The organism is Roseiflexus sp. RS-1 (assembly GCF_000016665.1).
Taxonomy (GTDB): Bacteria; Chloroflexota; Chloroflexia; order Chloroflexales; family Roseiflexaceae; genus Roseiflexus.
Genome location: NC_009523.1, coordinates 3,434,031 through 3,460,775, shown reverse-complemented (window position 1 = coordinate 3,460,775; position 26,745 = coordinate 3,434,031). Strand labels below are relative to the sequence as shown.

General features: G+C 60.2%; 22 protein-coding genes and 2 riboswitches. Of the genes, 13 read left to right on the top strand and 9 right to left on the bottom strand.

The window, feature by feature from the left end:
- The first annotated feature begins 315 nt into the window (after nucleotides 1–315).
- The 6 genes from ROSERS_RS14285 to ROSERS_RS14260 all read left to right on the top strand — a co-directional run bounded on the left by ROSERS_RS14285 (nucleotide 316) and on the right by ROSERS_RS14260 (nucleotide 8,075).
- On the top strand, nucleotides 316–1,710 hold the full coding sequence (locus ROSERS_RS14285) for a hypothetical protein (protein WP_011957491.1): 1,395 nt from the start codon (nucleotides 316–318) through the stop codon (nucleotides 1,708–1,710).
- Nucleotides 1,711–1,730: 20 nt separating this feature from the next.
- On the top strand, nucleotides 1,731–2,135 hold the full coding sequence (locus ROSERS_RS14280) for a FixH family protein (RefSeq protein WP_011957490.1): 405 nt from the start codon (nucleotides 1,731–1,733) through the stop codon (nucleotides 2,133–2,135).
- 146 nt (nucleotides 2,136–2,281) lie between these two features.
- Entirely contained in the window at nucleotides 2,282–3,508 is a 1,227-nt protein-coding gene (locus ROSERS_RS14275) for a Tm-1-like ATP-binding domain-containing protein (RefSeq protein WP_011957489.1), read from the top strand.
- A gap of 2 nt (nucleotides 3,509–3,510) precedes the next feature.
- Nucleotides 3,511–4,344: a phosphoenolpyruvate hydrolase family protein gene (locus tag ROSERS_RS14270; RefSeq protein ID WP_011957488.1), complete on the top strand. Its 834-nt coding sequence runs from the start codon at nucleotides 3,511–3,513 to the stop codon at nucleotides 4,342–4,344.
- Between the two features lie 386 nt (nucleotides 4,345–4,730).
- A riboswitch (TPP riboswitch) is annotated at nucleotides 4,731–4,843 on the top strand.
- 61 nt (nucleotides 4,844–4,904) lie between these two features.
- Nucleotides 4,905–6,245, top strand: coding sequence for a putative hydroxymethylpyrimidine transporter CytX (cytX, locus tag ROSERS_RS14265; RefSeq protein ID WP_011957487.1), 1,341 nt, complete (start codon nucleotides 4,905–4,907; stop codon nucleotides 6,243–6,245).
- Nucleotides 6,246–6,263: 18 nt separating this feature from the next.
- Complete coding sequence (locus tag ROSERS_RS14260) at nucleotides 6,264–8,075, top strand: peptide ABC transporter substrate-binding protein (protein ID WP_011957486.1); 1,812 nt, start codon at nucleotides 6,264–6,266, stop codon at nucleotides 8,073–8,075.
- Between the two features lie 391 nt (nucleotides 8,076–8,466).
- Here the strand turns inward: ROSERS_RS14260 and ROSERS_RS14255 are convergent, their stop codons facing one another.
- The 5 genes from ROSERS_RS14255 to ROSERS_RS24235 form a co-directional block, all read right to left on the bottom strand.
- Complete coding sequence (locus ROSERS_RS14255) at nucleotides 8,467–10,047, bottom strand: double zinc ribbon domain-containing protein (RefSeq protein WP_011957485.1); 1,581 nt, start codon at nucleotides 10,045–10,047, stop codon at nucleotides 8,467–8,469.
- A 26-nt stretch (nucleotides 10,048–10,073) separates the two neighbouring features.
- Nucleotides 10,074–11,312 (bottom strand): vWA domain-containing protein, encoded by a 1,239-nt coding sequence (locus ROSERS_RS14250; RefSeq protein WP_011957484.1) that lies wholly within the window; start codon nucleotides 11,310–11,312, stop codon nucleotides 10,074–10,076.
- 84 nt (nucleotides 11,313–11,396) lie between these two features.
- Nucleotides 11,397–12,770 carry a serine/threonine protein kinase gene (locus tag ROSERS_RS14245; protein WP_011957483.1) on the bottom strand — a complete coding sequence of 458 codons (1,374 nt, stop codon included), beginning with the start codon at nucleotides 12,768–12,770 and terminating at the stop codon, nucleotides 11,397–11,399.
- A gap of 8 nt (nucleotides 12,771–12,778) precedes the next feature.
- The gene (locus ROSERS_RS14240; protein WP_041333732.1) at nucleotides 12,779–14,572 is read right to left on the bottom strand and encodes a Stp1/IreP family PP2C-type Ser/Thr phosphatase; all 1,794 of its coding nucleotides are present in this window, start codon (nucleotides 14,570–14,572) and stop codon (nucleotides 12,779–12,781) included.
- A 42-nt stretch (nucleotides 14,573–14,614) separates the two neighbouring features.
- Nucleotides 14,615–15,913 (bottom strand): Stp1/IreP family PP2C-type Ser/Thr phosphatase, encoded by a 1,299-nt coding sequence (locus ROSERS_RS24235; protein ID WP_232282617.1) that lies wholly within the window; start codon nucleotides 15,911–15,913, stop codon nucleotides 14,615–14,617.
- Between the two features lie 130 nt (nucleotides 15,914–16,043).
- On the opposite strand from ROSERS_RS24235, the gene ROSERS_RS14230 reads away from it, so the two are divergent.
- From ROSERS_RS14230 to ROSERS_RS14205, 6 genes are all read left to right on the top strand, one after another.
- Nucleotides 16,044–17,093: an ROK family protein gene (locus ROSERS_RS14230; protein ID WP_011957480.1), complete on the top strand. Its 1,050-nt coding sequence runs from the start codon at nucleotides 16,044–16,046 to the stop codon at nucleotides 17,091–17,093.
- Between the two features lie 62 nt (nucleotides 17,094–17,155).
- Nucleotides 17,156–17,290, top strand: a riboswitch (FMN riboswitch).
- Between the two features lie 224 nt (nucleotides 17,291–17,514).
- Nucleotides 17,515–18,342 carry an ABC transporter permease gene (locus ROSERS_RS14225; protein ID WP_011957479.1) on the top strand — a complete coding sequence of 276 codons (828 nt, stop codon included), beginning with the start codon at nucleotides 17,515–17,517 and terminating at the stop codon, nucleotides 18,340–18,342.
- Nucleotides 18,343–18,344: 2 nt separating this feature from the next.
- Nucleotides 18,345–19,388 carry an ABC transporter substrate-binding protein gene (locus ROSERS_RS14220; RefSeq protein ID WP_011957478.1) on the top strand — a complete coding sequence of 348 codons (1,044 nt, stop codon included), beginning with the start codon at nucleotides 18,345–18,347 and terminating at the stop codon, nucleotides 19,386–19,388.
- 166 nt (nucleotides 19,389–19,554) lie between these two features.
- On the top strand, nucleotides 19,555–20,994 hold the full coding sequence (locus ROSERS_RS14215) for a WS/DGAT/MGAT family O-acyltransferase (protein ID WP_011957477.1): 1,440 nt from the start codon (nucleotides 19,555–19,557) through the stop codon (nucleotides 20,992–20,994).
- A 36-nt stretch (nucleotides 20,995–21,030) separates the two neighbouring features.
- A complete protein-coding gene (locus ROSERS_RS26085) occupies nucleotides 21,031–21,654 on the top strand; it encodes a DUF192 domain-containing protein (RefSeq protein WP_232282616.1) in 624 nt (207 codons plus the stop codon).
- A gap of 15 nt (nucleotides 21,655–21,669) precedes the next feature.
- A complete protein-coding gene (locus ROSERS_RS14205; RefSeq protein ID WP_041333727.1) occupies nucleotides 21,670–21,873 on the top strand; it encodes a hypothetical protein in 204 nt (67 codons plus the stop codon).
- A 42-nt stretch (nucleotides 21,874–21,915) separates the two neighbouring features.
- On the opposite strand, the gene ROSERS_RS14200 is transcribed toward ROSERS_RS14205, so the two are convergent.
- The 3 genes from ROSERS_RS14200 to ROSERS_RS14190 all read right to left on the bottom strand — a co-directional run bounded on the left by ROSERS_RS14200 (nucleotide 21,916) and on the right by ROSERS_RS14190 (nucleotide 23,572).
- Nucleotides 21,916–22,287: a hypothetical protein gene (locus ROSERS_RS14200; RefSeq protein WP_011957475.1), complete on the bottom strand. Its 372-nt coding sequence runs from the start codon at nucleotides 22,285–22,287 to the stop codon at nucleotides 21,916–21,918.
- A gap of 135 nt (nucleotides 22,288–22,422) precedes the next feature.
- On the bottom strand, nucleotides 22,423–23,091 hold the full coding sequence (gene nfi, locus ROSERS_RS14195) for a deoxyribonuclease V (protein WP_011957474.1): 669 nt from the start codon (nucleotides 23,089–23,091) through the stop codon (nucleotides 22,423–22,425).
- A 10-nt stretch (nucleotides 23,092–23,101) separates the two neighbouring features.
- Entirely contained in the window at nucleotides 23,102–23,572 is a 471-nt protein-coding gene (locus ROSERS_RS14190; protein ID WP_011957473.1) for a hypothetical protein, read from the bottom strand.
- 127 nt (nucleotides 23,573–23,699) lie between these two features.
- On the opposite strand from ROSERS_RS14190, the gene ROSERS_RS14185 reads away from it, so the two are divergent.
- Complete coding sequence (locus ROSERS_RS14185; protein ID WP_011957472.1) at nucleotides 23,700–24,239, top strand: DUF7226 domain-containing protein; 540 nt, start codon at nucleotides 23,700–23,702, stop codon at nucleotides 24,237–24,239.
- Between the two features lie 188 nt (nucleotides 24,240–24,427).
- Here ROSERS_RS14185 and ROSERS_RS14180 read toward each other — a convergent pair whose 3' ends face one another.
- Nucleotides 24,428–26,440: a VanW family protein gene (locus ROSERS_RS14180; protein WP_011957471.1), complete on the bottom strand. Its 2,013-nt coding sequence runs from the start codon at nucleotides 26,438–26,440 to the stop codon at nucleotides 24,428–24,430.
- Between the last annotated feature and the right edge of the window lie 305 nt (nucleotides 26,441–26,745).

The window sequence follows — 26,745 nt, the reverse complement described above, 5'->3', positions numbered from 1 at the left end:
CAACACGGCAGGCCCAGACTATTCCAGACAAAACTTATCAACATCCGCGCCCATCCGTTGCATCCGTGCCGATCCGTGTTCTATTCTGCCATCAACACCCCCTTGCAGCGCGAAACCGGCACAGCTACGGCAGTACAGCGGGCGCAGCGCAACACACAGCGACACACAATGCGCAGGTTCTCAGTTCTCAGTTCTCAGTTCTTGGTTCTCAGTTCTCAGTTCTTGGTTCTTGGTTCGTAGTTCTTGGTTCTCGGTTCTCATCCCCTTCGCATTGTGTGGACGAACGCAGCGAGTCTGTGGTACTATACCAGCACTATGTTGTGCTTTCATTCACAAGCTCAACGGTGGCTTGCAGTCGGTGCGCTCGTCGCACTCCTGGCATTGACCGTCGCGCCGCCCGCCTCGGCGCACGTCGGCGACGCCGGTCCGGTGCAGACGATTGTGATGGATGCCGGTCCCTACGAACTGGCAGTCACAATGACCATTCCGCCGGCGCTTCCTGGTCCGTTGCTGGTCGATATTGCGCCGGACGGCGAACCATTCCCGGAGACGGCTGAGGTGCGCCTGACGCGCTACGGCAGTCCGTTTCCTGAACAACCCGCCGCGCAAGTGTCGTTCGCCGGTGTGCTCAGCGCAACCACGCGCCTCGACATCGACGCTCCCGGTGATTGGGAAGTGGAAATCATTGCGCGAGGCGTTCCTGGCGAGGGGAGGATGCGCATCCCCGTCACCGTCTTTCAGCCGCCGTTGCCGCCGACAACGATTCCGCTGGCGGTGGCGCTTGGCGTGCTGATCATCAGCCTGCTGGCTGGCGCCGCAGTCGGGGCTGGCGGTCGCCACACCCGCCCTGGCTTCGCCGGAGCACTGCGGTTGCTGAATTACACTGCATTTGCGTCGGCGGTTGCGTCGGCAGTGCTCGCCTGGTTGCAGTTCACACCGCTTGAGGCGTCATCCCCGTCGGTTCCCATGTACAGCGGCGGCGCTCCGCATGTCAATCTCCTGCTGGCGACGGAACCGCCAACGTTGACAGCAGGCGAGCCAATGATCCTCACTCTCGATCTGCGTGATGGCGCTACCGGTCTGCCTGCTGATGATCTCTCGCCGCACCACGATGCGCTGCTCCACCTGGCGGTAGTTGATGAGAGCGGCGGCTTTTTTGCCCATGTGCATCCTGCCCGTCTCGCGCCGGGATTGTACGTTGTCACGATAACGCCTGATCGCCCCGGTGCGTACACGGCATATGCCGAATTGATGCGGCATGGCGGCAGTTTGCAGGTCGTCGCCGGGCGTTTTGCGGTTGGCGGGGTGATGCAGGTGCGCGACGACCGGGCGCCTGGGCTGGGGGTGCGAACCGTGGATGATCTGACGGTCGAGGTGCACGCGCAGCCGGCACCGTTGCGCAGCGGTCAGTTGACGACCCTCTCATTGATCGTGAGCGATGCGAACGGTCCGGTGCGCGATCTGGAACCCTGGCTCGGCATGGGCGGGCACCTGATGATGCGCCACACTGAAGCAGCGCTGTTCAGCCATATCCACGCCGCAGCGCCGATAGCGACGCCGGGCAGCGGGGTGCGCTACGGTCCCGAGTTGCGCTTCGTACACAGTTTCCCGCGCGCTGGCGTGTATCAGGCGTGGTTCCAGTTTCGCCGCGCCGGTCGGGTCATAACCGTGCCGGTGACGCTGGATGTGGCTGCAAACCCGGGCCGTTGAGGAACGGAGCAGGACTGCCCATGATCCACCGTCTGTCACGCTGTCGCACATTCATCGCTCTCACACTCATCGCAACGCTGATCCTCGCGGCATGCGCTTCTGGCGGTCCTTCGACCGTTCAAACCTTGAGTTATAATGTCACGCTGACCCTGGACGAGCGTCGGGTTGGCGAGTATCCTGCCATCATCACCATCGAGCGTCGTGAGGGAATGCAACCCGGTCCCATCGAATCGGTCAGCATCGTCCCAATGATGCGTCAGCATGGCATGGCATCACCGGAAGTCGTGGCGCAGCCGTTGCCGGACGGACGCTACCGGGCGGAGGGGTTGCTCTTCTCGATGGATGGCGACTGGCAGATCGAAGTGTATATTGACCGGAGCGATGCCCGCGAAATTGCTACGTTTCAGGTGCGAATCTGGCCCTGAGCGACTGGTTCCTTGCCCGATCAGGGTTTACAGGTCGGGCAAAGGCGCGCCGGAACGCAGAACGTCGCTGATCGCTCCCAACTAACGCTCCCCTTGAACAGAGACCTGTCTTCCTAATCTCCGTCTGATCTGGAAAGGCTCGACCTATGACCAGGACCGTCGTACTTGCAGGCGCACTGGATACCAAAGGTAGAGAGTTCGCATTCGTGCGCGACCTGATCGCGCAGCGCGGGTTACAGACACTGGTGATCGATTTCGGCGTCATGGGTGAACCGGCATGTTCGCCTGATATTTCGCGCGCCGAAGTAGCAGCGGCGGGGAATGGCGATCTGGCGACGCTGGCGGATGGCAACCACAAAGATGAAGCCATGCGGGTGATGGCGGAAGGGCTGGCAAAGATCGTGCGGCGTCTGTATGACGAAGGGCGGCTGCACGGTATGCTGAGCATGGGCGGCTCGGGCGGCACATCGATTGCAACGGCTGCAATGCGTACCTTGCCGGTCGGCGTGCCCAAGGTGATGGTTTCGACCGTCGGCGGCGGTGATGTGTCTGCGTATGCGGGCACGAAAGATATCACCTTCATGCCCTCGGTTGTCGATGTAGCAGGCATCAATCGTATCAGTCGCACGATTTACACGAACGCTGCCGGCGCCATCAGCGGTATGGTGAGTATGGAAGCGCCGCAGACGCAGCGTGATGCGCCGTTGATCGTTGCGTCGATGTTCGGCAACACCACCGCAGCAGTGGATCACGCCCGCAGCCTCCTCGAAGAAGCCGGGTATGAAGTCCTCGTCTTCCACGCGACCGGCACAGGCGGCAGAGCAATGGAAGGTTTGATTACTGATGGGTATATTACTGCATCACTTGACATAACAACGACAGAGCTTGCCGATGAAGTCTGCGGCGGTGTATTGAGCGCCGGACCGCAGCGCTGCCTGGCTGCGGCGCACGCTGGCATTCCGACGGTGCTGGTTCCGGGGTGCGTCGATATGGCAAACTTCTGGGGCATCGACACAGTTCCTGAAACGTATCGTGGGCGCAGACTCTACCGGTGGAACCCGAACGTTACCCTGATGCGCACCAGCGTCGAAGAAAATGTCGCCATTGGCGCCATGATTGCCCGTGCCGCGAATGAGTCGCGTGGCCCGGTGGCAGTCCTGATCCCGCTCAAAGGGGTCTCGATGCTGGATAGTCCCGGCGGCGAGTTCTGGGATCCTGACGCCGATCAGGCGTGTTTTGCGACGATCAGGAAGAATCTCAGACCCGACATTCCGTATATCGAAATCGATGCGAATATTAACGATCCAGCGTTTTCCGGTCAGGTCGCGCGAACGCTGCTGGACCTGATCGCACAGAGCCGTCAGGAGGCATAATAATGGCATTCACACGTGAGGAAATTCTCCAGCGCTTGCGCGCACAGATCGCTGCCGGTAAACCGATTGTCGGCGCAGGCGCTGGTACAGGGATTTCTGCCAAATTCGCAGAAGCAGGGGGCGCGGATATCATTATCATCTATAACTCAGGGCGCTATCGCATGGCGGGACGGGGATCACTGGCAGGGCTGATGCCGTATGGTGATGCGAATGCCATTGTGGTTGAGATGGCAAACGAGGTGTTGCCGGTTGTGAAGCATACGCCTGTGCTTGCGGGGGTGTGTGGCACCGATCCGTTTCGCCTGATGCCGGTGTTTCTCAAGCAGTTGCGTGAGATTGGCTTTTCGGGCGTGCAGAACTTCCCCACCGTCGGGCTTATCGACGGCAATTTCCGCGCGAACCTGGAAGCCACCGGGATGGGATACGACAAAGAGATCGAAATGATCCATCTGGCGCACCAGATGGACCTGTTTACGTCACCGTATGTGTTCGATCCCGATCAGGCGCGCGAGATGGTGCGCGCCGGCGCTGATCAACTGGTGGCGCATGTCGGGTTGACCACTTCAGGAAGCATTGGCGCTGGCGTTGCTCTGACTCTCGACGAAGCCATCGAGCGGGTGATGGAGATCGCTGAGGCTGGCCGTCAGGTGCGATCCGACATTATTGTGATCTGTCACGGCGGACCGTTCGACGAACCCGAACAGGTCGGCATGGCACTGCGCCGCATGCCGGGGATTGCTGGATTCTTCGGCGCTTCGAGCATCGAGCGCCTGCCGACGGAACGCGCCATCCGCGCGCAGGTCGAGGCGTTCAAGCATCTGACTCTTGCCCGGTAAAACACGCTCAATCCAACGGCAGGTGATTAATGAAACATCTCACTGCTCTCGTCGTGTGCATCGCTCTGTGTATCAGTGCGTGCGGATCGCTTCCATCGCCCCTCTCCCAACCGACCGCAGCGCCGGTTAGAGGATAATGTCGGATCATTCACCTAATGAGATGCGATCCGATCAGCCAGTCACGTTGTTACCATGAATGTTCCGTATTCTGCCGCGCCCGTATCCCTTGTTCTCCAGCACCCTTCTCCTACAAGGGGAGAGATCTTCTATCCGAGGCGAGGGGGTGAGGGTCGCTTTTCTGGTTGCTTTCGTCGTGTTGAGCGACTTGACAGATAGAGAGGCAGCAGTGTATAGTAGACACCGCGCTGACCCCGGCACAACTGAATAAGCGTGTATGAGGGAGCTCGGAGGACCGGGCTGAGAGGATGGTCAAATCCACCATCGACCTCATGAACCTGATCTGGGTAATACCAGCGAAGGGAATACACGGTAGTAAAGCCAGCTCATGTCTGGCATTCACGCCACCCTTCGCAGGTGGCGTTTTTAGTTGGAGGAAGAGTATGTCACTACAAACTCGTTTCTACAAGTGGCTACCGCGTCTGCAAGCTCCACCAACATGGGGAATTGATCCTGTTCCTGCCGAACATCGTCGCCTGCGATGGTTTGACATCTTCGTATTGTGGTCGAGTCTTGGCGTCGGATTGCTAGTGTTGGAAGCCGGTGCACTGTTGGTTCCTGGCTTGAGTTTGCCGCAAGCACTACTTGCTATTTTAGTCGGTACCGCAATTGGCACACTCTTGTTGGCATTAGTTGGGGTGTTAGGGAGTGATCACGGCGTGCCTACAATGGTTTTGCTCCGCCCCGTGCTTGGGCGACGAGGTTCTTATCTGGCGACAATTTTCAATATCGTGCAGTTAATTGGCTGGACGGCCTTCGAGCTGTGGGTGATCGGTTTGGCTGCCGATCAGGTGGGTCAGGCGCTATTTGGTTTTAGTAACCATTATCTCTGGGTGGCGGTCTTCTCAGTCTGGTGCACTCTGTTGGCCCTTGGCGGACCGCTGGTGGTCGTGCGGGAGTGGCTCGAGAAATTTGGGATTTGGATCGTCTACAGTGTGACCATTTGGATGACAGTCTACCTTTTTACCCGCTACGATATCATTGCGCTGCTTAATCGGCCAGGAACGGGAGAGATGCCGTTTTGGCTCGGAGTGGATTTGGTAGCGGCAATGCCAATCTCGTGGCTCCCGCTCGTTGCCGATTATAACCGGTTTGTGCGTCGTTCGCGGGATAGTTTTTGGGGCACATATTTCGGCTTTGCCCTGACCAATGTCTGGTTTTATACGCTTGGCGCTCTCTTCTTGTTAACGGCGAATGTAAGCGAACCTACGCCTGATCATCTCATCACCGCAATTATGACCATGACCGGTGGCATTGTAGCACTTGCGGTCATCCTGGTTGATGAAACCGACAATGCGTTTGCTGACATCTACTCGGCGGCTATTTCGATTCAGAACATTTTCCCACAAATCGGTCAACGTCTCTTGATCGTGATTATTGGTGCAGTTGGCTTCTTATTTGCAACATCTCTCACAATGGGTGAATACTTCAACTTCTTGCTCCTCATCGGTTCGCTCTTTGTGCCGCTGTTTGGCGTTGTACTGGCCGACTATTTTGTCATTCGCCAGCGGGCGTCGGATCAGACTGCCCTTGTGGGTGATCGGCGCCTGGAGTGGCAAGGGGGCGGATTGGCGGCGTGGCTGGTTGGGATACTGGTCTATCAGGCGATTACACAATGGGCACCACAGATCGGGGCAAGCATTCCGAGTTTTGTCATTACCTTTCTGCTTTACACGGGTTTGCGCCTGGTTCGACAACAGCGCCTGACTCGCGTCCCCTATTGAGTGGCACAGGAGGTTCGGATGTTTCGCAGATGGGTTTTGATGCAGGCGATTCTTCCGGTAGTGATGGTGGTGGCGCTGGTGGCGTGTGGTGGTTCTCAACAGCCCCAGGTTCAGCAACCCACGGCGCCAGCAGTGCAGGCAACCGATGTACCGCAACCAACTGTAGCGCTGGCTCCAACGAACGCGCCAACCGCAGCCCCCCGGACTGGAGGGAAACTCACAATTCTCTCCTGGCAGGCGGTAACGACGCTTAACCCGCATCTGGCGACCGGCGTCAAGGACTTTAACGGCGCTACGGTTATGCTTGAACCACTGGCTCGCTACAATGAGCGGGACGAACTGGTTCCATTTCTGGCGGCTGAAATTCCGACCATCGAGAATGGTGGTATTGCCGCCGACGGTACCAGCGTGACCTGGAAGATCAAGCCGGGCTTGAAGTGGTCAGACGGCAGTGATTTCACGATTGACGACATCATCTTCACCTGGCGCTACTGTGTTGATGAAGCGACTGGCTGCACCAACAAAACATCATTTGACTCGATTGCCAGTATCGAGCCAATTGATGCTACGACCTTCAAGATCACGTGGAAGGAACCGAACCCCAATCCATACATCTCCTTTGTTGGTTCGTCGGGTATGATTCTGCAACAGAAGCAATTTGCGAACTGTATCGGCTCTGCTGCGAATACCAGTGCCGAGTGTCAGGCGGCGAATCTCGCTCCGATTGGGACCAATGCCTGGAAATTACGCGAGTTCCGTCCCGGTGATACGGTGATCTACGAGCGCAACCCCTTTTATCGCGATGCCGATAGCGTCTTCTTTGATACGGTCGAGATCAAAGGGGGTGGCGACGCCGCCTCGGCAGCGCGTGCCGTCTGTACGACGGCGGAAGCCGATTTTGCCCTGAACCTGCAAATTCCCAAGGCGGTCCTGGAGCCGATCCTGGCCAGTGGCAACTGTGATGTGATTGCCGGTGGTTCGACCGGCGGTGTGGAGCGGATTGTGATCAACTTTGCCAATCCCGATCCGGCGTTGGGCGATAAGCGCAGCGAGCCTGATCAGCCCCATCCGTTCTTGACCGATCCGGCGGTACGGCGGGCGATTGCCCTGGCGATTGATCGCAAGGCGATTGCCGAACAGCTCTACGGTCCAACCGGTGCGCCGACCTGTAACCTGCTCGTTGTACCCGCAAGTGTCAATTCGCCCAACACGACGTGTGAGCGCAATGTCGAAGAAGCAAAGCGCATTCTGGATGAGGCTGGCTGGGTGCTCAAGGGTTCAGTGCGCGAGAAGGATGGTATCAGGCTGATCGTTACTTTCCAGACCAGCGTTAATACCTTGCGTCAGAGCACGCAATCAGTCATTAAGGCGAATCTGGCTGAGATTGGGATTCAGGTTTACCTCAAGGCTATCGATCCTGCCGTCTTCTTCAGTGGTGATCCGGGTAATCCTGATACCCTGAACAAGTTCTACGCCGATCTCCAAATGTATACCTTTGGCCCAGCCTCACCTGATCCGCAGTCATATCTGGAGGGTTGGATCTGTGCCCAGGTTTCATCGGCGGCTAACCGCTGGAACGGTAACAATGTCAGTCGCTATTGCAATCCGGCATACGATGCGCTCTTTGAGCAACTGAAGACCGAGTTCGATCCACAACGTCGGGCGCAATTGGCTATTCAGATGAACGACCTGTTGGTGAACGACATCGTAGAAATCCCGTTGATCAACCGGTATACGCCAGCAGTCAAGCTGAAGAACCTGACCGGTCCAACGTTCAACACCTTTGACAGCAGTCTCTGGAATATTGCTTCCTGGAGGCGAATACCGTAAGCAGGCGCATGTATTGTTTCTCGAGTCGAACGCCAGCAGACCGCCTGCCAGTCCCCACTGTGGAGGCTGTTGTCTCTTGCGGGAGCAGGTTTTTGGGAAGTCCCTGTGTTTCTTCTTTCGTTTTGGGCTTCAGGACGCTCAAACGCCCCCTTCTCCCCTTGTGAGGGAAAGAGGTTGGGGGATGCTCACAGGGGCAGGTTTTTTGGAAGCCCCTGCGTGCCATCTCCCGTTTCAGGCATCGGGACGCACAAACGCCCCCTTCTCCCTGTGTGGGAGAAGGGGGTTGGGGGTATGAGAGGCAAAAGCGCATAGGAATGCAGAAAACCGCTCATCTCAGACAAAGGCAGGCGCCTGCCGGAAAAAACCGCCTCTGGAAGCATTCCTTCCAGAATCACAACCTGAACGTCACCGTCAGGCGTCCGAACTGGAGGCGTGCGCCATCTTTCAGCGGATGCGGCGCCCCCGGCTCGATCCGCACGCCATCGACCCGCGTATAGTTCGTGCTGCCGAGATCAACAATGGACCACTGTTCGCCGCTTCTGATCAGCCGCGCGTGCTGACGGCTTACGCCGCCGCTCTCGCCGCCAAACGGAGTCAGGTCGATCTCCGGGTGGATGCCGCTGATCGGGTCTTCCCGCCCGATGGTGATCTCCGGTCTGTCCATGGGAACCGGAATTTCGCCTACCCCGTTATCGAAAACGAGGCGTGGTCCGGCTGGAGGGATATGCATTGTCGCGCCTGGTAGAAAATCAGCCGGAGGCGAGGTCACCGTTGCAGCCGTATCGGGTGTGGCGGCGGGAGCAACCGGCGGCGGAGCGACCGGTTCTGCGGTGAACGGTGGCGGGGCGGCGATCTCCATTGCTGCTGGCGCAGGCGGCGCAATGGGCGTCGGAGGTGGCGGTGCAACCGGTGGAGGCGGTGCAACCGGCGCAGATGGTGCAGCGGATGGCGCCGGTGCAGCAGCAGGTGAAACGCCAAGCGCTGCCAGTTCCGCTTCGGCTTTGGCGAGCGCCTCACGCGCTTCCGCCAGGGCAAGCGTGACGGCGTGGGGCGTCGCAGCGCCGAAGGTCGCCTGCAACTGCTCCAGTTGCTCGATAATCTTCTGCTGCTTTGCGATTTCATCGTTGAGCGCCGCAACGACCGCCGGATCGACGGGCGGCGGCGGTGGTTGCAGAGCGTCGAGTTCCGTCTGCGCTCTGGCGAGCGCCTCACGCGCTTCCGCCAGGGCAATGGTGACGGCGTGGGGCGTCGCAGCGCCGAAGGTCGCCTGCAACTGCTCCAATTGCTCGATAATCTTCTGCTGCTTTGCGATCTCGTCGAGCAACGCCTGGCGTCTGGCTTCATACTCCGCCTGCGCATCGGCGGGGGCAGGCGATGGCGCTGCCACTTCGACCGGCGGCGCAGGTGGAACCGGCGCAGGGGCTGCTTCGACCGACGGCGCGGGTGGAATCGGTGCGGGCGCTGCTTCGATCAGCGTTGGCGGCGGCGCAGGTGGCTCGGCAGGCGGGGGCGCAGGAACCGACCACGGCGGTTCAGGCGCCGCAGCGGTCGGTGCATCGGCGATTGCCACTGATGGCGCCGGTGCGAGCGTTGCGCCGCACGCATCACAGAACCGGTCGCCCGGCATGGTTTGATGACCGCAGGATGGGCAGATCGAACCCGCAACCGGCATCGACGCAGGCGCGATCATGGTTGGTGCATCCACACTGACCGGCGCTGCTACAGGAGGCGCCGCTGCCGCAGGAGGCGCCACTGCGGTCAGGGCTGCGCCGCACTCTTCACAAAACGCCTGTCCGGGGAAGACGGTTGCACCGCAGTTGGGACAGGTCTGGGCTGTCGCTACGGGTGGCGCCTGAAACGTGGGCGCTGATGCCTGCGGAATCGGACCACTCGGTTCGAGCCGCGATCCACACTGGTCACAGAAACGATTGACCGGGTCGTTGAGAGCGCCGCACGTTGGACACGTTATCATACCGATCCTCCGAATGCTTCAAGAGGCTATTCCTCGAGTTTTTGCGTCAGGCGACGGGTTGCATAGCGCAGTTCTTTCTGATTTTCGGCGCTGATCGCCTGCCCCTGTTCGAGATGCGCCGCCTGCTCGGAGACTTTCTGCGCCAGTTCAAGTTCTCCAAGATCGAGCAACCGTGTCGCAGCCGCGCGCAGTTTTTGCGTCGCGCCCGACAGGTTGCCGGCTTCTGCTTCAGCCAGCGCGCGTGTTTGCAATTTGAACGCCGTCACCTTTTCGACCAGATTCATCACACGCGGATCATACGCCGACGCAGTCGGGTCGGTCACGAACTCGAGCAGCAGGTCCTGTTTGACGACCTGTTCTGCGCCGCCAACCGGCGTGTAGTGAAGTTCCGCCTGGGCGATGCGAAAACTCCCCGCGTCGCGCGCCGGAACCATCAGATCGACAACGATGCTCGACGGTGTCTCCGCCTCGATGGCGCCGAGCCGCACGGCAATCTCACTGTCGCCGATTGGCTGGTAGCCAAGATTGGCGATCACAGGACTGGCGCGATAAACCGCGCGCGGCGTTGCGTCACGCACCAGACGCAACAACAGACGTGCGTCGCGGGCAACCGTTCCCTGTGCTGTGCGGACTGCATGCTGGAAGAACGTCGTGATCTGCGCCGGATCGGCGATGTAGTCTGAAATGCCGCCGGTCGCTTCGGCAATATCGTCGAGCAACGCTTCGTTCCATTCAGCGCCGAGACCCAGGGCCGTGATCCGCACCCCATCACGGGCGAGTTCCTGGGCGAGTGCGCGGCAACGATCCTCATCACCCCATGTCTGCCCGTCGGTCAGCAGCAGCATCGCCCCGACACGTCCGGGGTCATGGTTCTTGCGCAGTTCCACAATACCCGCCGCCATCCCGCCCGACATCGCCGTGCCGCCAGCTTCTTCGATGGCATCGACCTGTGCAATCAGCGTCGCTTTGTCGGTGGCAAACGTCGCAGGAACCAGCGTTTGCACGGTGTCGTCGAACAGCACAATCGCAACAATGTCCTGCGGGGTCAGGGTTTCGATCACCCGTTTGACGGCATCCTTCAGCGCCGCAAGTTTGGCGCCCTGCATCGACCCGGAGCGGTCGAGCACCAGGCAGAAATTGAGCGGCATTTTCTCGGCAATTGCCGCAGCCTGCGCTTCGATAAGCAGATAGGCGACCTGTGGAACCTTGCTGGCAACCAGCGGTGCGCGTCCCCAGGTGCACGTAAGCGTTATGCCGGTATTCATCGTCCTTCACTCCCTCTCCGCAACGTTAACCGCTTAGACGCCATGCCATTCTGAATCGTTGCACCCCTAGCCATCGAGTGCGGTTTAGCTGCTTCCCCCTCCAACGATGAAAATGACGCAGCAGAGCAAGCCGGTCGCCAGTCCAGTAGCGACAGCAATTGTTGCGTGTTGCCGCCCCTTGAGCGTTTGTGCTGTCGCAGGGGAGAACAACGCGATCAAACCGAGCAGGAAGGCAATCGGTCCCGTTGCAAATGGCAGGAACGCCATCAGAACGCCAAAACCTGTAAGCGCGCTATCGGAATCTTCGGTTGCAGCGCCGGCGACCACAATCACGGTAGCCAGTCCCATCATAAGCACACTGGCGATGCCGATCCAGCGCCCGACATTCGCAACGCCGGTTGTCGGCGAAGGGACGGCTGGCGGTTGCACTGCGGCTGAACCGGAAATTGGGGAAGACACTGGAATCGTTTGCCCGATCGCCTCTGGAATCGCCATTCTGGATTGCACTGCCTCTGTCACCGGTGTCTGAAGGATCACCGGTTGCCCGCCGAGCAGCGCATCACGGAAGGCCCGCACGTTGGAGAAACGAGCGTCAGGGTCCGGGTTGACCGCCCGGGCGATGGCGTCGGAGATATGCTGCGGGATCGATGGGTTCACCTGGTTGGCTGGCGGCAGGCGGAAGGGGGTGCTGGTCGGGTCGTAGCCGGTCAACAGTTGATGCAGCAGGACGCCGAGTGAATAGATATCGGATCGCGGATCGGTCTGACTCTGCCCATACTGCTCCGGTGCGCTGTAGCCGAGCGTACCGAACGCCTGCGTGTCGCGCTCTTTGCCGGGCTTGAACAGGCGCGCAATGCCAAAATCGACCAGTTTGATGCGTCCTTCAGGCGTGAGCATCACATTTGCCGGTTTCAAGTCGCGAAAGATGATGGGCGATGGTCGGCTGTGCAGGTAGTCCAGCACCTCGCAGATCTGTTTTGCCCAATCGAGGACGCGCGGCAGGGGGAAGGGCAAACCCTCACGGCGCGCCAGCGCAAGCAGCGATGAACCCGGCACGAACTCCATCACCAGGTAGGCTTTTCCATCCTGCTCGAAATGATCGACGACTTTGGGCAGCCCCGGATGCGAAAGACCGGCAAGCAGTTCGGCTTCATGCCGGAATGCCGCGCGCGCCTGCTGGAGTTCCAGCGATCCGGTGATCTGTGCCTGGCTCATCTCTTTGATCGCCCAGTTCACCGTGCTGAGCCGCAGATCACGGGCGCGATAGACGGCGCCCATGCCGCCCTGCCCGAGTTTTTCCTCGATAATATAACGACCCTGCAGAATGGTTTGCTGCAAAGGCGTGCCAGTGGGTGGTGCAACCGATGGCGACGTGAGGGTATCGGTCAGGCGCACGCCACATTCAGCACAGAACGGAGCGCCGTCGGGGTTGGATGCGTTGCAGACAGGACACCGCATAATGATACTCAGTATGCTTCTACATGCACCAGAATCACGGTAATGTTATCATCGCCGCCGGCGGCATTCGCAGCGTCGATTAACGCCTTGCACGCCGCCTGCGGATCGTGGTGCGCAGCGATGATCTCTGCCATCCGCTCATCGCGCACCATTTCCCACAAACCGTCGCTCATCAGTAGCAGGGCATCGCCTGGACGCAACCGTTCGACGAAGATATCAACCTCAATGTCGCGTTTGTCGCCCAGTGATCGGAGGATTGCATTGCGCTGCGGATGCGTGTACACGTCGTCAGGCGTAATCTGACCGAGATCAACCAGGCGCTGCACCAGCGAGTGGTCGCGACTGACGCGCCGCAGTTTTCCTTCCCGCATCAGGTACGTTCGACTGTCGCCAACGTTTCCGATGATTGCGCGATCACCTGCGACCAGCGCCATCGTTATCGTCGTGCCCATGTCGTTCCCGCGGCTGCGCGCCTCGCGCACCACATACTCATTTGCCTGGAGAATGGCGCGGCGAACGACGTCGCGGAGATTCTCCTCTTCATCATGCGCATCGGTATCAACGGTTGGCATCAGGTATTCGCGTTGCACCACTTCCAGCGCGCCGCGCAACGCCAGATCCGAGGCTACCTCGCCTGCGCTGTGACCGCCCATCCCATCGGCGACAATGAACAGACTCCAGGTACGCGGTTGGTTGCGGCGGATCAGGCGGAGATCGAGCGCCAGCAGACTATCTTCGTTCAGATCACGCACCATGCCAGTGTCGGTGGCTGCGCCAAACCGGACGCGCAGCGGCGCAGGCGCGGTATGGTACGCAATGAGGAGATCAAACCGTTGCGCCAGTTCTGCCGGATCGGTCAGGCGCCCTGTGCGTACTTCGCGCAGCAGATCGGCAAGGTTTGGCATTACGTCCAGGGTGATGTCTTCCTCATCGAGCCGCCTGGTCGTGCGCGGCGTTGCCGTCAGCGCTTCGAGCAATGTTGCCAGGTGGATCAGATCGGTGGTCGTATCGCCTTCTGCGGCCCGGTGCAATCCAGGGGCATTACGCAGCCGCACAGTGTGCGCCGGTGAGATGTCGAGATCGTCCGGTTCGAGCGCGCCAAGCGCAAGCCCCTGACCGTGCAGAAGGGTCAGCAACCGCGCCAGATCCCGTCCGATGACGAGCGCCTGAAGTTCGCTGAGTGGCAGCGAAGGAGGCGTCGAAGGGATATCCGGGGTGAGGGTCAGCGTTTGATCACCGTCGCTGACCTGATCCCAGATCGGCGGGAGGAAGGCGCGCGCAGCAGGATCGGTCACCTGCGGAACGAGTGCAAGCCCGGCAGGCGTGGCGCCTGTCAGCAGACCACGATAACGACGACCGTCGAGCGCGGCGCCGCACTGGGTGCAGTATGCCTCGCCTGGTTCATTCAAGGTTGTATCGCACGACCAGCAGCGTCGCCAGGGCTGGCGATCCAGCGCCTCGACCGTTTCGCCGGACGCAGCGATGATTTCGTACCGTCCTGCAAACAACGACGGCGTTTTCGGGTCAACAGGCGGCGCATTCATAGCAGACTCCTCATCTAAGCGCACCGGAGCGGCGAGGACTGGAACATCGTACACGTGCGCGGAAGATAGCGTTACGCCAGGGGTGGGCATATCCGCTGGCGGTGAGACTGAAACGGACGGATCGGCGAGCAATCGCGCCGTCAGCCAGGCCTGATCATCGGGTGACGGGCGGGCGGGTGCAAGCGGTTGCGCGCAGTGCAGACAGTAACGCGCGTTATCACGGTTGACTGCGCCGCACGACTGGCAAATGACAGGCATGGTTACGTTACCATCACACGCAGAAGCCGAACCAATACGCATTTACCGTTCACCCGAGACGCGCACCATCACGACGCTGATATTGTCGCGTCCGCCGCGCTCATTTGCCAGGCTGACGAGACGCATCACCGCACGATCCAGGTCGGTTTCGCCAAGTGCGATCTGAGCGATCTCTTCATCGCTGACATGGTTGACCAATCCATCGGAGCAGAGCAGAACGATGTCACCCGGTTCGAGCGCTTCCGAGCGTGTATCAACATCGACCGACGGATCGGTGCCAATCGAGCGATACAGGATATTCCGTTGCGGGTGCACCCGCGCCTGCTCCGGCGTCAACTGGCCGATATCCACCAGCCGCGCCACCAGGCTATGGTCTGATGTCAACTGGGCAGAAGGAGCGCCATCGTCGGTCACGCCGTCGGTATTCAGCAAATATGCCCGCGAGTCGCCAACCGATGCAATATGCAGGCGATCACCGACCAGCAGCGCAATGGTCAGCGTCGTTCCCATCCCGCGTCGCGCCGCATCAGTGCGCGCGGCATTGTAGATCTGGCGGTTGGCGGCACGCACTGCATCGCGCAGCAATGCCTGCCAGGCTGCATCGGTCGCAGGCGGATGACTGGCGGATTCCTGTTCCAGGTAGGCGCGACTGACATCGGCTGCCAGTCGACTGGCGTACTCACCGGCGGCTGCGCCGCCCATTCCGTCCGCAACCAGGCAGAGATACGCCTGTTGACCGTCGGGTAGCGGGATCACGCCGGTATACACCGAATCCTGATTCTGGTGGCGCACGCGACCAGTGTCGGTGCGCGCTGCAAATGTGAATGTAAGTGTGCGTGATTGCACGTGCCCGGCTCCATACCCTGGCGCTGTGTTGAGTAGCGCGCCGCAACGCTGGCAGAAACGTGCGCCAGCCCGATTACCGCTGCCACACGATGGACAGGCGATATCGAATCGGCGCAGCGCCGGCAGTCTTCTCGTGATGCGGATGGTCGAACGTCCATGCGCCAGTTGCTGAGAAAGGCTGCGCAGAATGTGCGACAACTCGTCAATCGCGTGCGCCGCCTGATCGCGAGTCATCGCGTCGCTGCTCTTCAACCCGCGCTGCCACCATCGCACACTCGATTCTACCACGTTTATCAGCTCACGCAGATCAAGTGCATCGCCGGTGACCTGCAATCGCTTTCCATTGGCTAATGCACCCTCGACTGGCCAGTTGTCGATAGGTGGCGGCGGAGATGCAGCAGGCAGGGAAGATGGCGGCAGCAACTGCCCGCACATCGAGCAGAAGCGTGAACGCATCCCAACTGGTGCGCCGCAGAATGGACAGTGCGTGTTCAATACGTCCTCCGTCCTGACGCATACAGTCCAGGCTCCAGTATAGCATGTCGGTCTGGTTTTGACATCTCTTGGGCACCGGCTACAATGGGGAAACCTGTTTTCGGTGAATCACAGGAAAGCCAGGTTGAGTATGAGTGCAAAGCGACATGTCTACATTGGCACCGATGGCGGCGCCACCACATCGAAAGTCGGCGGCGTATGGGACGATGGAACGGTGATTTCCACACAATTGGTGCAGCGTCCGACCGGTGCGCTCAACGGACCGGTCGCGGTTGTGCGCGGGTGGGTTGACGCGATCACCGATTATCTGGCGCTGCACGGGTTGGAATGGGATCAGGTTCAGGGCGTTGGTCTCGCCATTCCTGGTCCTTATGAACGCTTTGGCGTACTTGGACGTTCGCCAAACCTGCCGGAGAGTTTTGCCGGCTTCGACCTCTATACCGCCTATTGCGACGCGCTTGCCGATCGCGCCGGTCGTCCAATCCCGCTGGCATTCGGCAACGATGGGAATATGGGAGGGGTTGCCGAGGCGCAGCATGCGCGCGGCGATCAGAGCGCTACCGTCGTCATGCTGGCGCCGGGCACCGGGCTTGGCTGTGCGTATGTCGGGCGCGATGGCTTGCCGCTCGACGGTGATTCACTGAACGGCATGGAGGGCGGGCATATGCCCGCGCCGCTGCATCTGCTCGGCGCACAACCGTACCCCTGCGGATGTGGTCGGACGTGGGGATGCTTCGAAGTCTATACGACGCTCTCCGGTCTGCCCTATCTGCTGGAGGAACGATTGCCGCGCTATCCGGATCACGAGCTGGCAACCTCGCCTCTCAGCATGCGCGAGCGCGCGTTTCGGTTGCGCGGTCTGGCGCAGAAGGGCGATCCACTGGCGCTGGAGATTTTCGACTTTCAGGCGCGGGCGCTGGGGTTGCTCGTGGCGACGCTGGCAATGGCGCTGGATATGCAGTACGTCGTTATCGGCGGCGGGTTGATGGATCCCGAAGCGACGACAGCATCGTTCCGCGAGCGTTACCTTCGTATCGTGCGTGAGACCGCCGAACCCTATCTCTGGTCGCCGCAGCGTGGCTTTTTGACGATTGTTCCGGCAGCATTGGGCGATCTGTCGCAGGCGATCGGGGCAGCGTTGACGATCCTCTACCAGCAACGCGCGCGCCATGCCGGATGATGGTTGTGACATGTTCTCGCTCAGTTTCTTGACAGTCATCATCGATAATGCTATGCTATGAGCACGATCTTCGGGGCAGGGTGAAATTCCCGATCGGCGGTGATGTGCAGCATGCTGCACCAGCCCGCGAGCCGAAAGGCAGGAGACCGGTGCGAAGCCGGCGCCGACGGTTACAGTCCGGATGGGAGAAGATCGGCGAGCATAGCGCCTGAGGTTGATCGCGATGATGCGCGCGTCATCGCAGTCGTCCTCTTCAAGGCGTTGTTATAGGCGTCACGCTCTGCGTGAACGTCTTGTTCGCTGTCATACATGCCCCGAAGCCTGCTGGCTTCGGGTTTTTTGTGCGGCATGACCGGCCGGCATGCTGCGTGCATGATCGCCTCCCATCCCCCCTGCCTCGCGTCAATACGCGAGGTGCCTTATGGTCAACGAACAGGGTTTTTCGCTCCGATCCAATCAGGCGATTCGTCCATACAGGAGAACGGTGCGTCGCCTCTCACTGCGTCTGCCATCGTGGCTAGGCCTGACTGTGTCGCTGGCGCTGGTGCTGCTCGTCTGGCAGACGGTGGTCATCGTACAGGACTACCCGCCGTTCATTCTTCCTGCGCCAACGCTGGTGATCCAGCGCCTGGCGACTGAACTTGCCGGTGAAACACTCCAACGTCACATCACGATAACGCTATCTGCCGCCTTGAGCGGCTTCAGCATCGCGCTCGCGCTGAGCCTGTCGCTTGGTTATCTGCTGGCGCGCACACGAACGTTCGACCGTGTGCTGACCCCGTTGCTGGCAGCGAGTCAGGCGGTGCCGATCGTGGCGGTTGCGCCGCTGATTGTGCTGTGGGTAGGAGTCGGGCTTGAGTCGCGGGTGCTGGTGGCAACACTCGTGACCTTCTTTCCAATCCTGAGCGCTACCATCGTCGCCTTCCGCAGCGTACCGCGTGAATTGATCGATATGGCGCGCATCAGTGGGGCAAACCGCTGGCACCTGCTGCGCTATGTTGAGGCGCCGCTGGCGCTGCCGGGCATCTTTGGCGGCGTAAAAGCCGGGCTGGCGCTGGCAACAACCGGCGCCGTGGTTGGTGAATTCATCGGCGGGCGCGACGGTCTTGGCGCGCTGATCAACATCGCGCGCGGTCTGTTCGATACGCCGCTGATGTTTGTGGCGCTGACCGTCCTGGCTGGAATCACGTTACTCCTGTTCCTTCTCGCCCTGTTGATCGAACGTCTGCTGATCACATGGGAGGCATAACCATGCGTCGTCTGTCGCTACTCCTCGTGCTTCTGACCGCCCTGATCGGCGCCGGATGCGGCGCGACGCCGGCGGCAACGCCGACGCCTGCCGCCGGACCCGGACAAACCGCGCCGACGGGGCTGCGCCCGGTCATAATGGGCTTTCCGTACATTCCGAATGTTCAGTTCTCCCACTTTTATCTAGCGCATGCCAGGGGGTACTATGCCGACGAAGGGCTGGACGTGACCTTCGACTACAACTTTGAGACCGATGTCGTTCAGCGGGTGGCGCAGGGCACCCTGCAGTTCGCGCTGGCGTCGGGCGACTCGGTGTTGCTGGCGCGTGCCCAGGGATTGCCGGTTGTCGCCGTGATGACCAATAGCCAGCGCTTTCCAACTGTCTTCTTCAGTAAAACCGAAGCGAATATCACCACGCCGAAGGACCTGACGCGCGACGGAGTGACCGTCGGTATTCCCGGACGCTTCGGCGCCAGCTGGATCGGTCTGCTGGCGCTGCTGTATGCAGAAAACATCCCGCGCGAAGCGGTGAATGTCCAGGAGATCGGGTTCACCCAGGTGGCGGCGATCAGCGAAGGGAAAGTCACGGTTGCCGCCGGGTACGGCAACAATGAGCCAATCCAGCTCGAACGGCAGGGCATACCGGTGAACGTCATCCGTGTTTCCGATTACTTCCCGCTCGCTTCCGACAGTGTGATTGCGAGCGAGCAGTTGATCGGCAGCAATCCGGATGTTGTGCGCCGCTTCGTGCGCGCAACACTGCGCGCCATGGCGGAAGTCATCGCCGATCCCGACACAGCCTTTACCGTTGCGCTCGATTACATTCCCGAACTCAAGAGCGCCGATCAGCCCACCCGCGATCTGCAACGCGCCGTGCTCCAGGCAACGCTGGATTACTGGCAGAGCGACAAAACCAAAACCGAGGGGCTGGGTTTCTGCGACGAAGCGAACTGGCGTGAAACCCACACCTTTCTGCGCGAAAGCGGACTGCTGACGACCGATGTGGACGTGATGAAAGCGTTCACGAACCAGTTTCTCAAGGATTGAACAGCTGGCGTACCCCGGGGGTTTGTGAAGGAGAAGAGCAAACCCCCAGTCTTTCCTGGCGTGCACGATGTATTATCGTTGACACTTTCCCCGCCTCAGTGTAGGATAGTGCAGCAATGACCGCTGTGGATGGATTGCTGAGTCGAACGAGCGAGCAGAGCGCACTATGGCAGCACGACGAACTGAGGCATTCACCAGCGCCGATGCCGCGTGGCTGCGGATGGAAGACCCCACCAACCTCATGATGATCACCGGCGTCCTGATGTTCGATGAGCCGATCAACGTCGCACGGCTGCATCGGGTCATCGAGGAGCGGTTGCTGGTCTTTGATCGTTTTCGGATGCGGGTGAAACCAGGGCGAACGTCCAATGTTCTGCCGGAATGGGAGATCGATCCGTATTTCAATCTCAACGCGCACATTCATCGAATTGCACTGCCGGCGCCCGGCGGCAAGCGTGAACTGCAGGCGCTCGTCAGCGATCTGATGAGCACGCCGCTCGATTTCAGCAAGCCGCTGTGGCATTTTCACATTGTCGAAAATTACAACGGCGGCAGCGCTGCGTTGTGCAGGTTGCACCACGCCATCGCCGACGGTATTGCGCTGGTGCAGGTGCTCCTCTCGCTGACCGATGAACAACGGGATGCGCTGTCGGCTGCCGGTGGCGTCAGGCAGGATACGCGCGCTGCAAATCCGATCGAGTCCTTCCTCCTTCCCGCAGTCAGGTCGTTGAGCAATGCATTGACGAGCGCAGGGACGATCATCGATGAAGGTCGTGAACTGCTCAGCGATCCAGCGCGCGTGATCGATGTGGCGCGCACCGGAGTGAGCGGGGCGCAGGCGTTGAACAAACTGCTCTTCATGCCGTCCGATCCGCTGACGCTCTTCAAAGGGGCGCTGGGGGTCCAGAAACGCGCTGCCTGGTCAGAACCCATTCCGCTCGATGACGTCAAGCGGGTTGGCGGCATGTTTCGCTGCACGATCAACGATGTGCTGCTCAATGCGGTTGCAGGAGCGTTGCGACGGTACATGATCAACCGTGGCGCGGTCGTCGAGGGTCTCAACATTCGCGCCGTTGTGCCGGTGAATCTCCGCCCGCCGGGACCGATCACCGAACTGGGCAACCGCTTCAGCCTGGTCTTTCTTGATCTGCCGATCGGCATCGAGGATCCGTTCGATCGGCTGCTGGAGTTGAAGCGCCGGATGGAAGGGATCAAGAGTTCGCCTGAAGCGCTGATCGCCTTTGGCATCCTGAATACGATCGGCGTCATGCCGCAGCAGATGGCGGAACTGGTCGTTGATATCTTTGGCAGCAAGGCGACCGCAGTAATGACCAATGTTCCCGGTCCGCGACAGCGTATCTATCTTGCCGGCAGCCCGATCCGCCAGATCATGTTCTGGGTACCGCAGGCGGGTCACCTGGGTCTGGGGGTCAGCATCTTCAGTTACGCCGGTGATGTGTTGATCGGTATTGCGGTCGATGCGGGGCTGGTTCCCGATCCGGACACGATTGTTGCCGCCTTCCATACCGAGTTCAACGATCTCTTACGTCTGGCGTGCATTGTCACCGGCGATGCGTCGGAGCGTGCACGCGCTGCGGGGGGATAACGCGCTATGCGTCGATGGCGAAGGGTGAACGACTCCGTGCGCGTGGTATCCTTGTTTCTGTTGCTGATCGTTGCGATGGCGTGCGGTCAGCCCCAGAGAAATGACCGCCCCATCGCCACGCCGGCAGGTGCAGGCGCCCCTGCGCCGACGGTGATCGTCGCTGCGCCGGAACCATATCCGGCGCCGGGCGGAGCATATCCGACGCCGGGAGAAGCATATCCTGCGCCGGTTGCGACGGCGGCTGCAACGTTGGGGGCGCCGGAAGCGACCGTTGTTCCTGATGCGACGATCGATATCGTGATTGGAACGCACCGCCTTGAGGCGGAGGTTGTTGCCACGCCAGAGAAACGCAGTGTCGGGTTGATGTTTCGGGATGCGCTCCCTGAAAATCGCGGCATGCTCTTCGTTTTTGCCGGTCCGTACACCGGCACGTTCTGGATGCGTAACACCCGTATTCCGCTTTCGATTGCGTTTATCAGTAAAGAGCGGCGTATTCTCAATATCGAAGATATGCAGCCGTTTGATGAGATCACGCAGCATGCCCCGCGCGGCGAGGCGTTCTACGCGCTCGAAGTGAACCAGGGGTGGTTTGCCGCGCGGGGCATCAAGCCCGGCGACGAGGTAATGTTCGAGTTGCCGCCAGACCTGGTGATCAGATGAAGCGGAGGTGGAGCAGTGACGCAGAAAGCGGAAGACAATGAGAAAGAAAAAGCCAGCGTTGTGCGTCGCATGGTGCAGTCGGGCGCCGATCTGCCGGATGACAGGCGTGAGGCGCTGCTGCGACTACGGCAGAAGGTCGAGCAACTCTGGCAAAAACGCGAGGGATCACAGACAAAGCAGTCCGGTGAAAATACCACGACCTCTGCGCCGAACTCGTGACCTCTCCTCTCACTCCTCTGCCACACGTCGACTGATCACGCGCTAATTTGTCTGCCGCCCGATAGCCCCGGATCTGATCTTGTGCTCCAGTTCCTCGTCGGGCGTCTGGCGCAGTAACGTTATCAGGCGGTCGGCGGTGATTGGTCCTTCTTCAAGCAACGAGCAGATCAGCGTCGCCCGTAACTCACGCACATCACGCGCGACCACGCGAAACATTTGCGCAAATTGCGCGTGGTACCAGTCGTTGTGGCGCCGCAATTCCGCCAGTTCGTCCTGGAGCTGGGCGATGAGGATTGTCTGATGATTGAGCGCACGTTGCATGTCGAGCAATGCAGATGCGATCAGGCTCATCTGGTCGTCGGTCAACGAGTGAGACCGGGGTGGATGACTGTTGCAGGATGATGCGGATTGCATAGGCTGCTCCGGCGGAAATTGGGCAAACGCGCCCCACCAGGGCGTTACATCTGTAGGATATACCCCCTGTCGGGGCATAACAATGTGACTATAGTACTACTTTGTGAGAAACTGGTTAAGAAAATGACATGCCCATTATCGTGGGATGCGCCCATGCGACGCAAGCGCATCAGCGGCGCGGGTCGTCTCCGGCAGTCGATAGCGCGTAACACACGCCATCACGAAGCGGATCGCCGTCTCCAGCGCCACGCGATGACCAATGGAAACGTACACCGGGCGCACTCCCGGACGGGTGCGCAGCGCTGCTCCGACAACTTCCCCCTGGTCGTGCAGCGGCGTCCAGGCGCCACGCACATCGGGCGGTGGTTCGTGCGTGCCGACCAGCAACGATTTTGCGCATCCGATCGAGGGGAGATCGGTGAGGACGCCAAGATGGGAAGCAATACCGCAACGCCTGGGATGGGCAAGACCGTGGCCGTCACAGATCAGCAGATCAGGCGCAATGCGCAGGCTGGCAAGCGCATCGAGCACTGCGGGCGCTTCACGGAACGAAAGGTAGCCAGGGACATACGGGAAGTCGATCTGCCGTCGCGCCACTGCATAATCGAGCACCTCCAGCGACGGAAATGCCAGCACGACAACGGCTGCGAGCGCGCTATCACCACTGTACCCGGTATCGACACCGGCAACCGTGCGGATCGGTCCGTGGGCATCGTGGGTAATGATTCGTGTGCGTATGTGTTGCTGAATGGCCCGTGCCTCTGCCAGGCTTGTGGGCCACGGTTGGTCGAATGATTGGTCCATGAGCCTGGTATCACCAGCGGCGCAGATCGTCCGGCAGGCGTTCAAGCCAGCCTATCTCCAGCACGCCCCATAAGCCGATCAGGATCGCCTCGGCTGTATCGTGACGCAACGCGGTTGGGCGGGGCGCGCCCGACCACGCAATTACCCGACGTGCCAGTGTATCCGCGACACGCTTCGCCTGCTCGCCGTTCCGCTGCTCACGCTCGTAGAGGATGGCGCGTCGCCATGTTTCGGCGCTGACCAGACGGGCGGTTATGCCGCGTCGTTCGGCTTCACGCATCCAGATATCCGCCAGCGGTCCGCCGCCTTCGATATAGACCCATTCCAGGTCGCCTGGTTCAGCCAGCACGGCGGGGGCGCCGCGCCGCAGGCGGGCTGCGCTGCCAAAATTGTGCGATCCGTAACGGCGTAATCGTCCATCGCCGCCATACAACGCCAGACCGGTTCGCAACCCAAGATCGACTGCCAGAAGTGCAGGCATGGCGACATTATAGACGCAAATCAGCAACAATGGATCTTGACACACATGTTTCGATGTGGTATACAGAACATAGAGGGTTCATATTCCTGGTTCTCTGTTCTCCGGTTCTTACAGGTAAGAGGCGAGCATGCTGGCGACGAGTGATATTCCCCAGGCGGACGTGCTGTGGCACGTTGCGCGCGTACCGGAGGCAATTGTGCGCGGGCACGCTACCCACGAAGCAATCGGCGCCTACCTTGGTGCGAAAGGGCAACGGCAGGGGCTGTACTATGCACAGGCTGCGCGTGTGCTCGGTCTGGTTGGCGAGCCAGAGGCGGATGGAACGGTTCCGCTGACGCCCTACGGTCGGGCGTTTGCGCAGTATGATCGTTCGGCGCAAAGCACTGCGTTGCGTCGTCTGCTGCGCGAACAGGAGCCGACACGCTCGGTTTTACGCGCAATTCGCGAGCGTGGCGGTCTCGATTATGATGGGATCGCCAGCGTGTTGCAGCAACTGGCGCCGCTGGCGGAAAGCACGGCGCGGCGGCGTGCACACACGGCGGCGGCATGGCTGGTGTCTGCCGGTCTTGCAGCCTGGCGCGATGGGAAACTGGTGGCTGCGAGCGCGCCGCCGGAGAGCATGGGATGGGCAATCGTGCGTCGTCGTGCTGGTAACGCCGCACGCTAGCAGGGGCGCAGCAGCGCTGCGCCCTTACGGGTTTATCTGATCACCGGTGGCGGGTTCTACGGTGCAGGGGCGCAGGGGCGCAGTAGGGGCGCAGCTGCTGCGCCCTTACGGGTTTATCTGATTACCGGTGGCGGGTTCTACGGTGCAGGGGCGCAGGGGCGCAGTAGGGGCGCAGCAGCGCTGCGCCCTTACGGGTTTATCTGATTACCGGTGGCGGGTTCAACACCCGGCGGTGGTGGCGGTTCGGTCGGTTGTTCTGGCGGCGGCGCGGGTGTGGGCGCCGGTTGATCGCCCTGTGGGAACGGAATCAGCGGCTTACCGTCGGGACCGATATCGGCAGGGTTCAGGGTATAGATGTTAGGCCACGGGCGAAAACGGGTGCGGAACAACTCCGGCGGGCGCGGAGCGCCATTTTCCACAACCAGACGATACACATCTATCGTCATACCACCGCGTGCTTTATCGGTATGTTTGATCGTTCCGCGTGGCACTTTCGGATCGGCGACGAATACCGGTTCCGAGGGTGCAGGCGTGTGATCGTACACTTTATGCGTCAGATCGACCGTGCGATTGGGCTTCGTGCCGTATAGCTCAATCTGCGCCACACCGGTCTTCGGGTTTGACCATGCCTGGATCAACAGCCACGCACCGGTGTCGTTGATAAACTTCAGGTCTGGTCCGCCGGTGAAGATGGTGGCATCGAGTCCAGGACCGTTGCCGCGAGGACCAAGCGCGTACTTGTCGTACCAGCTGATATAGAACGAGTGCCCCCATCGCTCGGTAATCGGTAATCCGGCCCAGAATGCAGCGCGGAACAGGGTCGTTGAGTCCTGGCAGATGCCGCCGCCGAACTCCTGTTGCGTCCGGTTCTGAATAATAGCCGCGCCTTCGACGAACCCATTGGCCGCGTTGATCTGCCCGATATTCTTATTGAAGGAAAACTCCTCGCCTGGCGCAATCAACAAACCGTTCAGCAGTTGCATCCCAACGCCGATATTGTGGATGCGATAGGCTGCTGAGCCGGTAAAGTCGCTTTTGCCAATGCTGACCAGTTCACGAATGCCAAGTTGATGGAGGTTTGCTTCAGTCACCGGCGGATCGGTAGGAACCATTGGCAGTTCGAGCGTTCGATCACGCCCCATCACTGCGGCGATCACCATATCGCGCGCGCGCACTTCGTCGAGGCGCAGCCCCGGCTTGCCGGGCTTTATGATCTTGAGATCCCCGTTGTTCCATGCCACCCGTGGTCGCGTTCCCGGTTTTTCCGTCTCGTCGGCAATCTGGCGAATACGGCGCGCGATCATGTCCTGGTCGAGGGTCACCGCGATACGGTCCCCTTCTGCGGAAGGAACACGGTTTATGATGATCATGTCCGCAAGATCGGCGACCGTCCACTCATACTCATTCTTACCCACCCGCAATGTCAACGGACCTTGCAGGATGGTTTCGATCTGCGCACGCGCCGCAGCGACGGTGGCATCGTCGAGGCGGGGCGGGATCTCGCGGGTTTGCAACGGGATCGTGGCGGGAACGAAGGCTTGTAACTGCTGCGACACGTGCGCCAGGGTTGCGTCGACCAGCACCTGCCGCCCAATGACAGCGCCAACAATCGCAATCTGTGCGCCATCGAGTCGTACCTGCGCATCGGCGGGCGCACGCTCGATCTCACGCGCCAGTTGCGTCAGGTATGCCTGCGCGCGCGTTTCATCGTAGGACACGTGCAGCGGTACATCGAGACCGTGCTGCCATATCGCGGCAAGTTCACGGACGTCATCGACCACTCCACGACCACGACCGGCATTGTATGCCGCATCGACCGCGCCACGAAAATCGAATGTCATCCCCAACTCGTCAAGCGTCGGCGTCCACTGACGGTCACCATACGTAATGACCACCGGTTGACGGAGGAATGCCGCATAGCGCGAGCGCAGCGCAGACTCGGCCTGTTCGGGCGTCATTTCGCCAACGGCAATGCCCTGGATCGAAACATTGGGATAGATCCGCCCTTCGTATGACCGGTAGAAGGACGTGATCCCGCCTGCAACGCCCAGTGCGACAAGCGTAATCACTGCCAGTGCAAACCAGAGCCACCCATCACCACGACGGCGCGGCGGTCGCACGCGTGTACGTGCTGTGACCGGAAAACCTTCACGCTCCGCCGCATCGGCTACCGACGAAAAGTGAACCTGTTCAGCCGACACGCAAACCTCCAGCGCAACAATGGTGCCAGGAATGGATAGAACCCGGCATGGGACGTCTGAGGAACCTGTTTAGAATGCGCGAAGAGATGCGTGATTACATCTCAGAGCAACGCTGTACCACTATACTGCAAACAGATATGCGCTGTCAATGATCAGTGACTGATAGATGTGGTATACTCCTCGCACACCTGGAAAAACAGGGGCGATGCGGAGCATGTTGTTCGGTGAGGAGCGGTGCGTCTTCACTCCAACCGGCGGATCCGCTTGCTGGATGCATGAGCGGCGCTACTGCAAAAACTCACCGC

Coding starts and splice junctions, on each gene's coding strand:
- ROSERS_RS14285 (WP_011957491.1), top strand. CDS start 316: ATGTTGTGCTTTCATTCACAAGCTCAACGGTGGCTTGCAGTCGGTGCG.
- ROSERS_RS14280 (WP_011957490.1), top strand. CDS start 1,731: ATGATCCACCGTCTGTCACGCTGTCGCACATTCATCGCTCTCACACTC.
- ROSERS_RS14275 (WP_011957489.1), top strand. CDS start 2,282: ATGACCAGGACCGTCGTACTTGCAGGCGCACTGGATACCAAAGGTAGA.
- ROSERS_RS14270 (WP_011957488.1), top strand. CDS start 3,511: ATGGCATTCACACGTGAGGAAATTCTCCAGCGCTTGCGCGCACAGATC.
- cytX (WP_011957487.1), top strand. CDS start 4,905: ATGTCACTACAAACTCGTTTCTACAAGTGGCTACCGCGTCTGCAAGCT.
- ROSERS_RS14260 (WP_011957486.1), top strand. CDS start 6,264: ATGTTTCGCAGATGGGTTTTGATGCAGGCGATTCTTCCGGTAGTGATG.
- ROSERS_RS14255 (WP_011957485.1), bottom strand. CDS start 10,047: ATGATAACGTGTCCAACGTGCGGCGCTCTCAACGACCCGGTCAATCGT.
- ROSERS_RS14250 (WP_011957484.1), bottom strand. CDS start 11,312: ATGAATACCGGCATAACGCTTACGTGCACCTGGGGACGCGCACCGCTG.
- ROSERS_RS14245 (WP_011957483.1), bottom strand. CDS start 12,770: ATGCGGTGTCCTGTCTGCAACGCATCCAACCCCGACGGCGCTCCGTTC.
- ROSERS_RS14240 (WP_041333732.1), bottom strand. CDS start 14,572: ATGCCTGTCATTTGCCAGTCGTGCGGCGCAGTCAACCGTGATAACGCG.
- ROSERS_RS14230 (WP_011957480.1), top strand. CDS start 16,044: ATGAGTGCAAAGCGACATGTCTACATTGGCACCGATGGCGGCGCCACC.
- ROSERS_RS14225 (WP_011957479.1), top strand. CDS start 17,515: ATGGTCAACGAACAGGGTTTTTCGCTCCGATCCAATCAGGCGATTCGT.
- ROSERS_RS14220 (WP_011957478.1), top strand. CDS start 18,345: ATGCGTCGTCTGTCGCTACTCCTCGTGCTTCTGACCGCCCTGATCGGC.
- ROSERS_RS14215 (WP_011957477.1), top strand. CDS start 19,555: ATGGCAGCACGACGAACTGAGGCATTCACCAGCGCCGATGCCGCGTGG.
- ROSERS_RS14200 (WP_011957475.1), bottom strand. CDS start 22,287: ATGCAATCCGCATCATCCTGCAACAGTCATCCACCCCGGTCTCACTCG.
- nfi (WP_011957474.1), bottom strand. CDS start 23,091: ATGGACCAATCATTCGACCAACCGTGGCCCACAAGCCTGGCAGAGGCA.
- ROSERS_RS14190 (WP_011957473.1), bottom strand. CDS start 23,572: ATGCCTGCACTTCTGGCAGTCGATCTTGGGTTGCGAACCGGTCTGGCG.
- ROSERS_RS14185 (WP_011957472.1), top strand. CDS start 23,700: ATGCTGGCGACGAGTGATATTCCCCAGGCGGACGTGCTGTGGCACGTT.